This is a genomic window from Paenibacillus sp. FSL H3-0321 (assembly GCF_038002865.1).
Taxonomy (GTDB): Bacteria; Bacillota; Bacilli; order Paenibacillales; family Paenibacillaceae; genus Paenibacillus_AQ.
In genome coordinates, this window is record NZ_JBBODH010000001.1 from 7,163,276 (window position 1) to 7,179,154 (window position 15,879).

The window sequence follows — 15,879 nt, forward strand, 5'->3', positions numbered from 1 at the left end:
AAAGTTACGTGAACGGTTGACCCCAGGCAACCTGGTTAGCACAAAAAAATTATTATTATCTTTGAAAGCGCTTAACTAAATTAAGAAGAAAAATCTAAGATTCACAAATTTAAATATGGAGGCTGTACTATGAAAAACAGAAAAAGAGTTCTGGCAATCATTCTTACATTTTCAATGATTCTATCTATGACATCATTTGGTTTACCCGCAAAGGCAATAGCCTCGTCTGCTCCTGACTCATTCTCCAAAGGAGCAGATATTAGCTGGTTGCCACAATTAGAAGCTTTAGGGTATAAATTTTATAATGTTCATGGGGAAGAACAGGATCTTCTACAGATTTTAAAGGAGCATGGAATTGATTCCATAAGAATTAGGGCATGGGTTGATCCTTCAGATGATCCTTCTAATGGTCATAACAGTACAGAAGAAGTAGTTGCATTGGCCTCTCGTGTAAGCGCTCTCGGTTTTAGGGTTATGATTGATTTACACTACAGCGATACTTGGGCTGACCCTGGAAAACAGATCACTCCTAAAGCATGGGCTAACGATGATTTAGAACAATTAAAAGTACATGTATCGGAATATACCTCTGAGGTGATGAATGCACTAAAAGAAGCAGGCGTAACACCAGAATGGGTACAAATAGGAAATGAAATTAATAATGGAATGATGCATCCGTTGGGGAGTTACAGCAATACGTCCAACCTCGTTCAACTGATTCAAGCCGGATCAAGCGCAGCGAAAGCGGTTTTTCCAGGAATCAAGGTTATTATCCATAGAGCAAATGGAGCTGAAGCGGGTGTTGATCCCTTTTTTGCCGGTCTCGTAGATGCCGGTCTCAAAGATAGCGATTACGATATCATAGGCTTGTCCTATTATCCGGATTCAGTCTTTACATCCTCAATTAATGAATTAAGCGAAAACATGAATAGATTGGAAGAGAAATATGGGAAGGAAGTTATGATCGTTGAAGTCGGGGGGGACGTTTCCAAGGATGTCGATAGCGTGTATAACATGCTTGTAGCCGTTCAAAATAAACTGCATAGCGTTCCAAACCATATGGGAACCGGTATATTTTACTGGGAACCTACAGGAATCATGTTTGACTATCCCTTATCCGCATGGAACATAGATGGCACACCGACATTCGCTATGGATGCATTCATTGATGGTGCTGCCGAAATCAACCGTAATCCGGTTGTTTCGGTGGCTCTTGATAAGCATACGGCTAATTTTGAAGTTGGTGGGACGGATAAATTATCAGCAATCATCGACCCTACGAATGCAACCTATAAAGGAGTGAAATTTATAAGTTCTAAACCAGAAGTTGTCAAAGTAGACCCTTATAGTGGGACTATTTCCGGAATTTCCACTGGAACTGCAACCGTATCAGTTGTTACCTATGATGGAGGTTTTACTGCCTCTAGCGAAGTAACCGTGGTACCCAGTACAAGTTTGATACAGAACCCTGGTTTTGAGGACGGATTGAGTTCGTGGAGCATTTCAGGGGATGAAAGCGCGGTTAGCACCGATATTGACATTCATTCCGGTACATTGGCATTACACTACTATAGTGCGACCCCTGCTGAATTCACGGCTTCTCAAACCATCACAGGGCTGCAAAATGGAACATATTCATTATCGGCCTGGGTCTCCGGCGGTGGTGGTGAAGAAGTTTCGGAGATTTTTGCCGGCAGTGATGCTCAGAGCTTTACCAATACAGGCTGGAAACAATGGAGCAAGCCTACTCTGGATAATATTGAAGTCACGGATGGAACGCTAACCGTAGGTACTCATTATAAACTTTCTGACGGGCAGTGGGGGAACATTGACGATTTCGAACTGATCAAGAAAGATAACACCCAATTGGCAGATTTGAAAGTGAATGGTGCTACGGTTCCGGGATTTGATCCAATCATTCAGGAATATGATGTAGTCCTGCCGTATGGTACGACTACCATACCTTCAGTTGCAGCAACAACAGCAGACGGCGGGGTGGCAGTGATTACACAAGCAACTGCTTTGCCTGGCAGCGCAAAGATTGTTGTAACGGGAGGGGCTACAAGAACGTATACCATTCAGTTCACTGTGGACCCGAACCCTGTTGTGAATTCCAGCTTTGAGCATGTCAATGGAGATGATACTCCTGAGGGTTGGACCATTCCTGATTCTACGCCTTTAGCATCGAATTCTGCCTATTCAGGTGCAAAGTCACTTGGATTTTGGAAGGAAACGGCATATACCTTTGAAGCATCTCAGACAATTACCGGCTTGACGAATGGAACCTACACCTTGTCGGCTTGGTCGCAGGGCGCTGGCGAAGAAATGAAGAATCAGTTGTATGCAGTTAGTGGTGATCAGACCCAATTAACTTCCAGCTTTGCGAATAAGGGTTGGAATGTATGGAACAAAGCAGCTATAGAAAATATTAAGGTCATTGACGGAACGTTGAAAATAGGGGTTTCTCTGGATGCGAAGCCTGGTGACTGGGGTTCCTATGACGATTTTGTTCTGGTTAAAACCAGTGACTCCCCAGTTACGCCAGTTCCCCCAACTAGTGGAGGTGCCGGCAATAATCCTTCTGGTAGCGGTAACGGGGGAATTAGTACTCCAAAAACGGAGCCTGTTAGCACTCCAAAAACAGAGCCTAGTACTCTTATCACTGGCAATACTACGTTTTATACCGTTATGATCAAGGCAACAAAGGATATGGCAACAAATGTAGCCACTGCCAAGCTTGATTCGAGCGTGATCACCGCTCTTGTCCAAAAGGTCAAAGAGTCTGAAGCCGCTGGACAAAAAGTAGTGATCGATATTAAGATTGATGCTGCGGGAAATGAAAATTTTGTCAACTTAGTCATTCCGAAGGAGGCTCTCAAACCGTTAGTCGACACAACAAAAGCAGATCTAAGAGTGGATGCAGGCATTGCTGTGATCACCTTTGATCCAAAAGCAGCATCTGTCATTGGTAGTACAGCAGCGGATAGCATAATAAGCATCAAAAAGCTTGCTAAATCCGGCTTGCCAGAGAATATTCAGAACAAAATAGGGAACAGACCGGTGTTTGATTTCTCTGTAAAAGCAGGTAATGCTGAAATTACAGAATTCAATGGCGGAAAGTTAAAAATTAGCGTGCCGTATACTCCATTGACGAGTGAAAAGAAGAATGCCATTGTTGTATATTACATCGGCAAAGCAGGAAATCTCAAACCGGTTAGGGGAGGTTATGATGCGGCAACAGGAAAGGTTAACTTTCAGACAACCCATTTCTCAAATTATGCTGTGGGATATAACGAAGTGAAATTCAATGATGTTAACTCGGAGAACTGGTATAGCGATGCGGTTGGTTATTTGGCGGCAAGAGGAATTGCGAATGGCGTTGCAGACAGTACATTTGCACCTGAGAAAAATGTGACACGGGCAGACTTCCTGATGATGGTCATGAAAGCTTACGGGATCGAGACAGAAGCCGCAATAACCGATAATTTCTTGGATGCAGGGAATAAGTACTATACCGGGTACCTGGGCACTGCACGTAAATTAGGGTTCGTTTCTGGTGTGGACGGCAATAAATTTATGCCGGAAGCAACGATAAGCCGACAAGATATGTCTGTTATTCTTAACAACATTCTGAAGCAGCTGGATGAGCTGCCAACCGGTAAAAATGTTAAGGGCTTTGAAAGCTTTGTTGATACAGCTGCTGTAGCCGGCTATGCAAAAGATGCGATGAAGTTATTAGTGGAAGCGGGATGGATCACGGGAAATGGTAATGAGCTAGATCCCAAGGTCTCTGTTACCCGAGCACAAATTGCACAGATAGTATACAATTCTATTAAATAACGATATGAATTGAATTTCTAATAGCGGTACAAAACTCCCGAATTTAATTTTGTGTTTGACCGAAGAGAGAAGCTTAATAATTTCGCGAATACTCTAGATATGGGGCATTTACGAAGTTCGTAAATAAGACTTTAGATGAAATACATGTATGAGTATAAAACACTTTTTGAAATCTATCGAAAATACGGAAGGAAGGAAAGATATTTTGAGAGGATACTTTGGTGCTATTTTAATAGTTACTATTTATACTGTTTTCAGTAACGTTTTTGACAGTAGTCCCTTGAAAGAATTTAACACTTTTATTGGAATTACATATTTTTTTCTATTACTATTATTGATAGTAAATGGTGCTTTAGCGAATAAACTTGGATTTGTAACATTGTTTTTATGGACGCTTTTTTCTGTAATACCTGGATCAGGATTTATCTTGTATGCTCGCTATAGTGATAATACTGGAGGGTTTATTTCTTTTCCTTGGGATTGGGGATTGTGGGAATTGTTTCTTCCGATTATTGTGGGTGGGATTCAAATAATATTTTTGATCAGTTTTTTGTCAATTCGAAACAAGAATAAAGACAATAAAGTTCAAAGTGAAAGCTAACCGAGAAGGAAAATACTTCATCTAACAAAGTCTTCACGCACCGGCGGACAAGCCGCCTCGGTCGCCAGGAGATAAGTCGGGAAGTCATCACCCAACCACATCATTATCAAAATAGCTAAAAGTACAAAGCTTAAACATTCTCTTTGTTGTGGTTCATATTAACTATCTCTCCATTAAATAAATTTAAGATAAAGCATTTACAAATTTAGCTTTCCAGTAATTAATTAATACTAAAAATCACTTTTTGATTAGTTTCAGTAGATACCACCTGATTATTGTTACACAAAAATGTCCCAGCAATCATAATCATAATTTCTTTGATAGATATTTGGAATGATGACAGCATTTAATAGAAAAGTTGGAAAGACCTATACCACAAAAAAAGTGGTATAGGTCTTATTTTTTTATTTCGTTCCCTTTTGATTTTATGAATCGTGGAGAGCAGGCGTTTCTTCGGCAGGAGTCGGGTGATTTACCAAATTAGTAGACTTGTCATAATCGTAATTATTATGGATAAACATGAAATAAAAAATTTAAAGACTACTATTTCAAAATTTTTGTGATATAATCGTAATTATTACGATTAATAATTTGGAGTTGAATGCCATCATACGTTATCTGTTGCAGCGTTTGCTGCAGATGATCCCCGTGCTGTTAGGCATCTCTTTCATTACCTTTGCGCTGATGCACTTAACGCCAGGTGATCCGGCGGAGATTATGCTGCGTGTTGACGGCATTAAGCCTACACGTGAAGCTATTGAAGCGACCAGGCATATCCTTGGTCTGGACGGTCCTATACATATGCAGTACTTCCATTGGTTGTACCGGGTGCTCCATCTCGATTTAGGGATATCTTACAGCAGCAGCCGTCCCGTGTTCACGGAGCTAATGGATCGTTTTCCGGCCACAATGCTGCTCAGCGCCTGTTCCTTATTGGCTGCAATTCTTATTGCCCTGCCTCTTGGAGTGGGCTCAGCACTGTATCCGGGGAGACTGCCCGATCGGCTGGGCAGAGTAGTCGCACTGCTCAGTGTTTCAATGCCAGGGTATTGGCTTAGCCTGCTCCTGATTTATTATGGTGCAGTGAAGCTTAAACTGTTTCCTGTTACGGGAATGGAGGGGGCTGCCAGTGTAATTCTGCCTGCATTTACACTAGGCTTTGGTATGGCAGGAGTCTATATCCGTTTGATTCGTTCCAGTCTGCTGAACGTTCTGGGCAAGCCGTACATCACGGCAGCCAGAGCCAAGGGACTGCAGGAATGGAGGATTATCACAGGTCATGCACTCCGCAATGCGCTTCTTCCAAGTCTTACCCTCCTTGGTGTTAACATAGCCGGGCTGCTCGGCGGCTCTGTTATTGTTGAAACTATATTTTCCTGGCCGGGAATCGGTAAATATGCCATCGAGGCTATTTTTGGGAAGGATTATATTGTCATTCAGGGTTATGTATTATTGATGGCTGTTGTCGTTGTCCTGATTAACCTGGCAGTGGATCTGCTGCATCTGCTGCTGGATCCTCGAATCAGGCTGCGGTGAAGCTGTAGAAGGAGCCGCTTGTCATGTTTCGTATTAGCTTATTTAAGAATACAGGAGCCCGGTTGGGAGCGGGCATAGTGCTCTTATTCATTTGTATAGGACTCTTCGCCCCCTGGCTGTCACCCTCTGATCCGCTGCAGATTCACATGGAACACAAATTGAGCATGCCTTCCTGGCAATACCCGCTCGGTACCGATCATCTGGGACGCTGTGTCTTATCCCGGTTGATCTATGGAACCCGGACATCCCTGTATTATTCATTCATAGTACTGATCGTTGTTTTTGCGATCAGCATTCCAGTTGGTCTTCTTGCCGGTTACGTTGGCGGAAGGATCGATCACTTGATGATGCGGATCATCGATATCCTGCTTGCCTTTCCGAGCCTGATTCTATCCCTTGCCATTGCAGCCATGCTGGGACCCAGTATGAAGAACCTGTTAATCGCATTTGCCGCAGTATGGTGGACGGGGTACGCCAGGGTGATCCGCAGCATGGTGCTTGAAATTAAGGAAAGTGGATATATTCTGGCAGCCAAAGCGTCAGGCACTCCCCATCTGCAAATCGTACTCAGGCATATCCTGCTGAACGCTGCCCGTCCCATTCTGGTTCTTGCTTCTATGGAGGTGGGTACAATTATGCTCTCGATTGCAGGTTTGTCTTTTCTGGGTTTGGGAGCCCAGCCGCCAACACCGGAATGGGGGATTATGCTGAACGACAGCCGCGCCTACATTCAGACGCAGCCGCGGCTAATGCTGTTCCCCGGACTGGCAATAATGCTTGCTGTCCTGGGCTTTAATCTGCTGGGGGAGGGCTTGCGCCGGTCAGAGCATGATTCCGTTACTATAGGGAAGTGGGGATTCAGAAGATGATGGAAGGACCTGCACTGCTGAAAGTCAGTCATTTACGTACCAGCTTCCATACAGGGAGTCGAAAAGTTACGGCTGTGGATGATGTCAGCATCGAAGTGAAGCCGCAGCAAATTGTAGCACTTGTCGGTGAGAGCGGCAGCGGCAAAAGTGTTACGGCAATGTCCATCTTAGGATTAGTAGACCCGCCAGGCATTATTGAGAGCGGAGAAATCCGGCTGGGATGCAACAACCTTCTGGAGTGCTCCAGCCGCCAGTTAAGGAAGCTCCGGGGAACAGAAATGGCTGTTATCTTTCAAGATCCCATGAATGCGCTGAATCCGGTGCTGACTATTGGCAGGCAGCTTATGGAGACGGTTATGCTGCACAAACGGGTATCGGGAAAAGAAGCTAAGGCGCTTGCCTTGAGGCAGATGCAGCAAGCAGGCTTGGCCGAACCTGAGCGGCTTTTCAATAAATATCCTTTTCAGATCAGCGGTGGCATGTGTCAGCGGGTAATGATCGCCATCGCACTGGTTTCCGGTGCACGCCTGCTTATTGCAGATGAGCCTACAACAGCACTGGATGTAACCATTCAAGCCCAGATTCTCAAAGAGCTGGACAGAATTAGATGGGAGAACCATGTCGGCATCTTGCTGATCACACATGACCTCGGCGTTGTAGCTGAGCTCGCAGATTATGTATATGTGATGAAATCCGGGAAGATCGTGGAATCGGGAAACGTGTTTGAACTCTTTTCGAATCCAGTGCATCCATATACTAAGTATTTAATAGAATGCAGATAACAACTGTAATAACACATAAATTCAAAGAAGGTGGGAGCTATAAAGCTGTTGGAAGCGGTAAGCCTGAACAAAAGGTATAGTGCGGAAAGGGGGTGGTTCACACATAAGGCCAAGAGTGTTCAAGCCGTGAACAATCTGTCACTCAGTCTTGAGGCCGGTGAAAGCCTGGGACTTGTAGGTGAAAGCGGGTGTGGTAAAAGCACTTTGGCCAGAATTCTGCTGGGATTGGAGAAACCGTCCTCCGGAAGGGTTCTGTACCGAAGCACGGATTATACGGATTGGAGCCACAGCAAGATGCGTATGATCCGCAGCAATATGCAGATGGTGTTTCAGAATAGTCTCGCTTCCTTCAACCCTTTGTTTACGGTAGAGCAGATTATCGGCGAGCCGCTGCGAAACTACGGAGCGGGCAAGGCCGAAAACCTCAGGGAAGTGGTAGCAGATACACTCGATCTTGTGGGTCTGGAACAGCGGCATATCCGCCGCTATCCGCATGAACTCAGTGGCGGCCAGCAGCAGAGGGTTGGGATCGCCAGAGCGATCGCGCTGCGTCCGGAGCTGATTGTATGTGATGAACCCTTCTCGAGTCTGGATGTTACCTTGCGGAAGCAAATGATGGATCTGCTGCAGGAGTTGAAGCATGGGCTGGGGTTATCCTATGTTTTCATTACACATGACTTGTCCGTTGTAAGCCGTTTGTGTGACAGTGTGGCTGTGATGTATCAAGGGGGAATTGTGGAGAAGCAATCGGGTGTGCATATCATGCAGCAAGGGAGCCACCCTTATACACGAACATTGCTGTCATCAGTACCAGTGCAGGACCCCAGGTTAAGAAAGAAAGTCTAGCAAAGCTTGGCACTACAGCCGTTCTGATGATGTTAAATGGAGAAGGGGAGTACTGGGAATGAGAACGAATTCAAAGACAAACAGCTTATTAACACAAATAATATTCTTAATGCTTCTTGCGGTAATTATGGTGACATCAGGCTGCAGCAACAGCAACAACAAGAATAGCAGCACTCCAACGGCCGGTTCGAATAACACTGCCAATAATGAAGCCGCACAAGCAGCCAACGCTCAGGACAAGGTAATCACTGTTGCTATATCGGCTGATGCCGGTATGGATCAGCTGGACGCCGGTGCCTATAAGGGCTCGATGAATGTGCATGCGATGATATATGACGGATTGGTGGAGTATGGAGAAAAGGGCGAAATCCTGCCGGCTCTTGCGGAGTCCTGGGATATTTCCGAAGATGGAAAAGTATATACTTTTCATCTCCGCCAAGGAGTCAAATTCTCAGATGGTACGGAGTTTAATGCTGAAGCTGTTAAATTCTCCTTCGAACGCTGGATTAAAGATCCGGCCAATTCGTTGAATGTGGCTACAGCGATGCAATCTATTGATGTTGTGGATGAGCATACGATTACCATGACCTTCACCAAAGCTTATTATCCCTTCCTGACTGAGCTTTCCTTTGCAAGACCAGTACGGATGATCAGCCCTTCCGCGGTGGAGCCTGCAGGGGATGTTACCGGCAAATTCATCAAAGCGATTGGAACCGGGGCATGGATGGCCGAGAGCTTCACAACCGATCAGGAAGCCGTACTCATCAGAAATCCCTATTATTGGGGAGAAATGCCGAAGCTGTCCACAATCATTCTGAAGGTCATTCCTGACCCGCAGTCCAGAGTACTGGCCCTGCAAAGCGGGGATATAGACATTGCCGGGGGACAAATGGGTAAGATTCCGGTGGAAAGTGTACCCGTGATCGAAGCGGCTTCGTCACTGAGCTTGCAAAAAGCACCTGGAACAAACTCTCATTTCATGATCTTCAACTACAATACACCCGCTCTGCAAGATCTGAATGTGCGTAAAGCCATTAATTTGGCTATTAACAAAAAAAGTATCGTCAATGATCTGATGGATGGTATCGGCAGTGTAGCCAAAGGTTTGTTCCCGCTGACAGTTCCTTATGTGACGGACTCCAATAATACCTGGTACGGCTTCGATCCGGCGGAAGCGAAACAGCTTCTCGCGGATGCAGGTTATAGTGATTCAAACGGAGATGGAATTGTCGAGCAGGCTGGTACGCCGCTTGAGCTGAACTTTGTACTGCAGCAGGCTGAATTCCCGGAATGGAAATCGATCAGTGAGCTGATTCAGTCCGAACTCAAAGAGATTGGGATTGCTGTGAATCTTCAGGTTCTGGAGCCTAATGCCTATTACGATGCCTTATGGACAACCAAGGCTTATGATCTGATCATGTACCGGACCTACGATGATGCATATAATCCGCATGCGTTCCTCCTATCTCTATTCCATGAAACTGAGGAAGCACCTGCTGTGGTCTGGTCAGATGCTGGACTGGAATCACTGATTGACACAGCCGTAGGTACAACCGATCTGCAGGAACGCCAGAGCGCTTATGACTCTATTTTCACCAAGCTGTACCAGGAGGCCATGTTTGCTGCTATATACTTCCCCGATGATATCATGGCAGTGAACAAGAGAATAACAGGGTTCAAAGCCGGGTATACCACCTTCTCGCCAATCTTCTGGAATCAGCTGGATATAGGTGGAGAATGATGTTGAGAGAAATTTCGAAGTACTGGACCTCAAGCTCGGAGAGTTATGACAAAGTCATACAGACCCAATTCCGCAGCAAGACAACCATTAACCTGTGGAAGCAGCTGCTTACAAAAGGCTTGAGAGTTAAATCCCATCAAAAGGTGCTGGATGTGGGAACCGGGCCCGGTTTTTTCTCCATCCTCTTATCGCAGATGGGACATCTGCCTACAGCCGTTGATGCATCTCAGGGGATGATCGATAGAGCTTCACAGAATTTTGAACATTTTGGATACAAAGTTCCTGCTTATGTCGGCGATGCTGCGGATTTGCATGCTGAGCTGGACGACAGCTTTGATGCAGTGGTTTGCCGGGATGTGGTATGGACGCTGCCCGATCCACAGAAGGCTTATGCCGAGTGGTACCGGATTCTGAAGCCTGGAGGGGCCCTGATTATTTTTGACGGTAATTATTTGTATAACGAGAGCAGGACTGTATTTCGCAGACTTTGGTATGCCTTGTCTTGGACACTGATTCTGCTTACAGAGAAGAGAATCCGGCAACGGAGTAATCAGGATAAAAGTATGCTAAGCGAGCTGCCGTTTGTTAATGTACTGCGGCCTGAGGCCGATGAGAAAGCGCTGATACGGGCCGGATTCCGCAGCATAGATGTTCAGCGGAACTTTATTCCTGCCCGTGCGATGCCGCTGAATTATTTGAAATACGGCTACCAGAATGTAAACCGGTTCATGATTATAGCCAAGAAGGAGTGAATGATACATGAGTATCCAGCAGGAAGTAGAAACATATTGGGAAGGTGAAGCAGAGCTGTATAGTGAAGGCATTCAGCGGGAACTGAACGGATTCCAGCGGGAAGCGTGGCTGAAGCTTATCCTGGCGAATGCACCGCAGAAGGATAGTCTGCATGTTCTTGATATTGGCTGCGGCCCCGGCTTCTTCTCTGTGATTCTCTCCAGTGCCGGGCATCTGGTCACTGCGGTCGACTGCACAGACAATATGCTGGAAGAAGCGAGAGCACACACCAGACGGGAAGGTGTCACCGTTACTTTCCGCAAGATGGACTCACACAAGCTGGACTTTGCAGCGGAGAGCTTCGATCTGATCGTATGCCGCAATGTCACCTGGAGCCTTGCCGATCCGCAGTCAGCGTACAAGGAATGGAGAAGAGTACTCAAGCCGGAGGGAAGGCTGCTGGTTTTCGATGCCAACTGGAACCGTCATCTGTGGGACGAAGAGATGCAGCTGAAGCATGCCGAGGATCAGCAGGCCTACATAGACAGGGGCTTTGGTGAGCTTCCGCATCACAAGGACATCGAGGAGACTGACCGTCTGAGCCTTTTATTGCCGCTGACCAGAGAGTGGCGTCCGGAGTGGGATGTACGGACCCTCAAGGAAGAGGGGTTCTCCGCTGTATATACAGAAGAGAACCTGAACGCCAAAGTACTGGATGAGAAGCAGCAAGTATTGAACCGTTCAACACCGATGTTCATGATTTGCGCCGAGAAATGATAATGAGCAGCTATAATAATAATGAAATGAGAAAAAAAGCAGCGATTCTCTAAAGGAGAGTCGCTGCTTTTTGTATGGAATTTTCGCTTTCAGCTCAATCTTGGCAACGTCCAAGTTGGAGGGTTGTCCATTGAAGTTACAAGGAACAATCTTTGTACAAATGATACTGTTATTATTGAACCCGTGGAAAATTAATTTGTGACTAAAGGCTAAAATATCACGTCTACTCTTTCATTAATTATTTATAATTATTAAAAAAGGAGATGTCACCGCCATGGATTATAAAATCGGTCAAGTTTCTAAAATCTTAAATATCCCCGTTGAGACACTGCGTTATTATGAAAAACTTAATATAGTTCATCCTATTAAAGACGATAAAAATAACTATCGCTTATACGAGCCCTGGGATATTAATTTCCTAACAGAATGCAAACGTCACAGAAGTCTGGACTATTCACTTTCCGAAATTCACAATATAATGCATTGTGATAATTTGGAGCAATACTCAAAGCGAATCGAAGAAAAGCAAATCGATTATAATCATAAATTGAAGCACTATACTTTACTGATGAAGAAAAATGAAGAATTGGGAAGAGATTTACTTAATATAAAAAATGATTTAGGAGCATTCCATTTTACAGAACAACAAAATTCTTATTATTTGCTTCATCGATATAATTACAGCTATGAAGAAAAAGATGATTTCCATGGTGTTTTGGAAGCATGGTTAAATTATCTGCCATTTGTTGAAATCTTAGTTGAAATGCAAATGAACGATATTATAAATAGAGATGTTACCAATGACCACGCATGGGGGTTCTCTATTAAAAAAGAATATGTTGAAGCGTTTAATATTCCACTTAGTGATAAGGTGAAATATATAGAGAATGCGTTGTGTGTTACAACTGTTATCAGTGTAGGTGAAAAGGGGAGCTTCTCACTCAAACTGTTGGATAACGCATTAGAATTTATTCGGAAAGAGGGGTATCAGCTGGCTGGAAATGTGATTGGACATATTCTGGCCCGTGTTCATGAATCGGACGGATACCATCGATATATTAAAGTTTGGTTACCGATTGAATAAGTAAGTGAATTTTTGAACAAAGTTCTTGAGCCTGTAGTACCTATAGGGTTTATATTCAATCTGTAAGTAATATAAACTCTGGAGGGCTCACCATGCTTAATCATTTGTTCTCACCTAAAAAAATCAATCAATGCGAAATTCCCAACCGGTTGGCAGTCACCGCAATGGTCTCCAATTACTGCAATCAAGATGGAACTGCAACAGACAGGTACATTGCTTATCATGAAGAGAAAGCCAAAGGGGGATGGGGGCTGATTATTACAGAGGATTACGCTGTTAATCCTCATGCAATGGGATACAAATGTATTGCAGGACTTTGGAATGACGAACAGATCGAAGGTCATAAGAAGCTTACAGACACTATTCATCAATATGACAGTAAAGTGTTTTGTCAAATTTATCACGCGGGCAGACAAAGCAATAGTACAGTAAACGGCGGCGTTCAGCCTGTTGCTCCTTCTGCCATTCCATGTCCTTGGAATCGGGAGATTCCGCACGAGTTGACTATTTCTGAAATTGTGCAGATTGTTGGGGAATTTGGAGACTGTGCGTTGAGAGCAAAAAAAGCAGGGTTTGACGGAGTGGAAATCCATGCAGGACACGGGTATTTGATTGCAGAATTCATGTCCACTTACGTCAATAAGAGAACGGATAAATATGGCGGTTGTCTGGATAACCGATTAAGATTCGTAAAAGAAATAGTTGAGAACGTTCGGCAAAAAGTGGGAAGCGATTATCCTGTAACCATCCGTTTTTCTGCAGATGAAGGTGTTCCGGGAGGCAGAGATATCTCGGAATCAAGAATACTGGCAAAGCAGTTTGAAGCATGGGGAGTAGATGCTCTTCATGTATCTAATGGCGTTTATGGAAGTCACAATAAGGGAACTGTCGCCCCAATGTATATTCCGCATGCCTGGACGATAGATTTTGCCGCCGAGATCAAGAATATTGTTGACATTCCTGTGTTTACCGTAAACCGCATTAATGATCCGTACATGGCTGAAGGTATCCTGGAGATGGGCAAAGCTGATTTTATTGGCATGGGAAGAGGTTCATTGGCAGATCCTGCCTTGCCTAACAAAGCAAAGAATGGAGAGTTTAGCTCTATTCGTTACTGCATTGGGTGTTTACAGGGCTGTGTTGGAGCGCTGTATACAGACAGCCCCCTGGCTTGCCTGGTTAACCCGTCGTTAGGAAGGGAATGGGAGTTAAACTATACTCCGGTTTCCGCACCGAAAACTGTTGTGGTAGTTGGAGGTGGTCCCGGCGGTTTGGAAGCAGCCAGAATAGCGGCGGTCAAAGGCCATGAGGTTAGCCTATATGAACAAAAAGGATATTTGGGCGGTCAATTTGTATCGGCAGCCTACCCGCCAAGCAAGGGAGAATTTACGACCTATACAGCCTGGATCATTGATGAGTTGGATAAGCTGGGTGTGGATATCCATTTGAACACTGAAGTCAGTAAAGAATTGTTACAAGAGATTCAGCCGGATACTATTATTGTAGCTACGGGTGGAACTCCAATGCTTCCTCCAATTAAAGGCATTTACAAACCGCATGTATTTGCTGCCGAAGATGTGCTGCTTGGAAATGTTCCTACCGGAGACAAAATTGTGATTGCAGGCGGCGGTGAAGTGGGAACGGAAACAGCTGCGCATTTGGCGCTTCAGGAGAAGGAAGTCGCAGTTGTAGAAATGTTCCCAACACTGATGAAGGAGTTAGACAGTGTGAACCGCTTCAATCTGACGAAAATATTAAATGAGTACGAAGTTAAGCAATATACAGAGACTAAAGTCGTTGAAATATTGGATGACGGAGTTGAAGTTGAAAATAGTCAGGGGAGATTTATACTTCAGGCAGATACTGTTGTCCTAGCACTTGGCTATAAGCCGAATAATACGTTGGTGAATGAATTAAAAACGGTCTCCGATAACGTCGTAGTGGTTGGTGGGGCACTAAAAACAAGCAATGCTCTTCATGCGATTCGAGAGGGTTTTGATGCGGGGATTAGTATAAAATAAGCAAAGGTCCAAACATTCACCGCAGTTGCGAGAGATCCTGTACTCTGAAATTTCCAAGTTCATCTTATATAGGGTGAAACTGTTTTTATGTTGATGATATCCATTTAATTACTAATGCTGCCTATCTTAAGAATCTTCAATTCCTGTGTTATAAAAATTTAAATGAACAAATTTAAATTTAAATTCTATTAATGCACAAATTACGTCAAGTTTGATCTTTATGATAATTAGCTCGACTTATACAGATTAATTATTTTTAAAATGAATTGACATATCTTTTGAGTGTGACTATACTTATTTCAGCAACTGATTTTAATAAAGTTAGTTTCGTGACATCCACTCGAAAGAAGGTCATTATCCATGAAAACATTAGTTATTATAACGCATCCGAATTTCGAGCAATCAGTTGTCAACAAACGCTGGACTGAAGAATTGCAGGGTCTTGCAGATGTGACCGTTCACAACCTGCACGCTGCTTACCCCACTGAAGAAATTGATGTGGAACGTGAGCACCAGTTGATGCTTGAGCATGACCGCATTGTATTGCAATTCCCATTTTATTGGTACAGCTCCCCTCCTCTCCTGAAAAAATGGCAGGATCATGTCCTGACTTACGGCTGGGCCATAGGCAGTGAAGGCAACAAGCTGCACGGCAAGGAGCTTATGTTTGCCGTGTCTACGGGCGCTCCCAAGGAGAACTACCATGCTGAGGGGAGCAATAAATACACTGTGGAGGAGCTCCTGCGGCCGCTCGAAGCAACTGGCAACCTGATCGGCACATTAGTGTTGCCTCCATTTATTCAGTATGGCATGATGGGAATCTCGGAGGAAGAATTGGAAATCTCGGCCCGCGAGTATGCAAAAGCGGTACTGGCGTAAGCTTTGCCTATTTACAGCAGAAACATTGTTAAGTTTTTCGGAAAAAATCGTAAATTAATATCAAACAGGCAAAATAAGCATCGGTATCCATAAACCCGGATCCCTTGATTCTTTTACAAAACAAGGCTGACCCAAAAGATTTGTCGATTTTATGAGCTAATACAATTCTAA

At 44.4% G+C, this 15,879-nt stretch carries 12 protein-coding genes; all 12 read left to right on the forward strand.

Annotation, left to right across the window (positions count from 1 at the left end; genetic code table 11):
* Positions 1 to 129: 129 nt before the first annotated feature.
* Positions 130 to 3,840 carry a glycosyl hydrolase 53 family protein gene (locus MHI45_RS31560; RefSeq protein WP_076112360.1) on the forward strand — a complete coding sequence of 1,237 codons (3,711 nt, stop codon included), beginning with the start codon at positions 130 to 132 and terminating at the stop codon, positions 3,838 to 3,840.
* Positions 3,841 to 3,988: 148 nt separating this feature from the next.
* Positions 3,989 to 4,441: a hypothetical protein gene (locus MHI45_RS31565; protein ID WP_076112361.1), complete on the forward strand. Its 453-nt coding sequence runs from the start codon at positions 3,989 to 3,991 to the stop codon at positions 4,439 to 4,441.
* A gap of 597 nt (positions 4,442 to 5,038) precedes the next feature.
* Entirely contained in the window at positions 5,039 to 5,977 is a 939-nt protein-coding gene (gene nikB / locus MHI45_RS31570) for a nickel ABC transporter permease (protein ID WP_256718179.1), read from the forward strand.
* Between the two features lie 23 nt (positions 5,978 to 6,000).
* Positions 6,001 to 6,846: a nickel transporter permease gene (gene nikC, locus MHI45_RS31575; protein WP_076112362.1), complete on the forward strand. Its 846-nt coding sequence runs from the start codon at positions 6,001 to 6,003 to the stop codon at positions 6,844 to 6,846.
* A complete protein-coding gene (locus MHI45_RS31580) occupies positions 6,843 to 7,628 on the forward strand; it encodes an ABC transporter ATP-binding protein (protein WP_076112363.1) in 786 nt (261 codons plus the stop codon). The genes nikC and MHI45_RS31580 overlap by 4 nt, the downstream gene beginning before the upstream one ends.
* Before the next feature lie 48 nt (positions 7,629 to 7,676).
* Positions 7,677 to 8,474, forward strand: a complete 798-nt coding sequence (locus tag MHI45_RS31585) for an ATP-binding cassette domain-containing protein (protein WP_306080835.1) — start codon at positions 7,677 to 7,679, stop codon at positions 8,472 to 8,474.
* Positions 8,475 to 8,532: 58 nt separating this feature from the next.
* Positions 8,533 to 10,215 carry a nickel ABC transporter substrate-binding protein gene (locus MHI45_RS31590; RefSeq protein WP_076112364.1) on the forward strand — a complete coding sequence of 561 codons (1,683 nt, stop codon included), beginning with the start codon at positions 8,533 to 8,535 and terminating at the stop codon, positions 10,213 to 10,215.
* Positions 10,215 to 10,967, forward strand: a complete 753-nt coding sequence (locus MHI45_RS31595) for a class I SAM-dependent methyltransferase (protein ID WP_076112365.1) — start codon at positions 10,215 to 10,217, stop codon at positions 10,965 to 10,967. Before MHI45_RS31590 ends, MHI45_RS31595 begins: the two co-directional genes overlap by 1 nt.
* A gap of 7 nt (positions 10,968 to 10,974) precedes the next feature.
* Positions 10,975 to 11,724 (forward strand): class I SAM-dependent methyltransferase, encoded by a 750-nt coding sequence (locus tag MHI45_RS31600; protein ID WP_076112366.1) that lies wholly within the window; start codon positions 10,975 to 10,977, stop codon positions 11,722 to 11,724.
* Positions 11,725 to 11,998: 274 nt separating this feature from the next.
* Positions 11,999 to 12,808 (forward strand): helix-turn-helix domain-containing protein, encoded by an 810-nt coding sequence (locus MHI45_RS31605; protein WP_052092003.1) that lies wholly within the window; start codon positions 11,999 to 12,001, stop codon positions 12,806 to 12,808.
* Between the two features lie 92 nt (positions 12,809 to 12,900).
* On the forward strand, positions 12,901 to 14,829 hold the full coding sequence (locus tag MHI45_RS31610) for an oxidoreductase (RefSeq protein ID WP_076112367.1): 1,929 nt from the start codon (positions 12,901 to 12,903) through the stop codon (positions 14,827 to 14,829).
* 360 nt (positions 14,830 to 15,189) lie between these two features.
* Positions 15,190 to 15,708 carry an NAD(P)H-dependent oxidoreductase gene (locus tag MHI45_RS31615; protein ID WP_038589859.1) on the forward strand — a complete coding sequence of 173 codons (519 nt, stop codon included), beginning with the start codon at positions 15,190 to 15,192 and terminating at the stop codon, positions 15,706 to 15,708.
* Positions 15,709 to 15,879: the final 171 nt, after the last annotated feature.

Bases quoted from the DNA above. Each gene is read 5' to 3' on its own strand.
- MHI45_RS31560 (WP_076112360.1), top strand. From the start codon at position 130: ATGAAAAACAGAAAAAGAGTTCTGGCAATCATTCTTACATTTTCAATG.
- MHI45_RS31565 (WP_076112361.1), top strand. From the start codon at position 3,989: ATGAGTATAAAACACTTTTTGAAATCTATCGAAAATACGGAAGGAAGG.
- nikC (WP_076112362.1), top strand. From the start codon at position 6,001: ATGTTTCGTATTAGCTTATTTAAGAATACAGGAGCCCGGTTGGGAGCG.
- MHI45_RS31580 (WP_076112363.1), top strand. From the start codon at position 6,843: ATGATGGAAGGACCTGCACTGCTGAAAGTCAGTCATTTACGTACCAGC.
- MHI45_RS31590 (WP_076112364.1), top strand. From the start codon at position 8,533: ATGAGAACGAATTCAAAGACAAACAGCTTATTAACACAAATAATATTC.
- MHI45_RS31595 (WP_076112365.1), top strand. From the start codon at position 10,215: ATGTTGAGAGAAATTTCGAAGTACTGGACCTCAAGCTCGGAGAGTTAT.
- MHI45_RS31600 (WP_076112366.1), top strand. From the start codon at position 10,975: ATGAGTATCCAGCAGGAAGTAGAAACATATTGGGAAGGTGAAGCAGAG.
- MHI45_RS31605 (WP_052092003.1), top strand. From the start codon at position 11,999: ATGGATTATAAAATCGGTCAAGTTTCTAAAATCTTAAATATCCCCGTT.
- MHI45_RS31610 (WP_076112367.1), top strand. From the start codon at position 12,901: ATGCTTAATCATTTGTTCTCACCTAAAAAAATCAATCAATGCGAAATT.
- MHI45_RS31615 (WP_038589859.1), top strand. From the start codon at position 15,190: ATGAAAACATTAGTTATTATAACGCATCCGAATTTCGAGCAATCAGTT.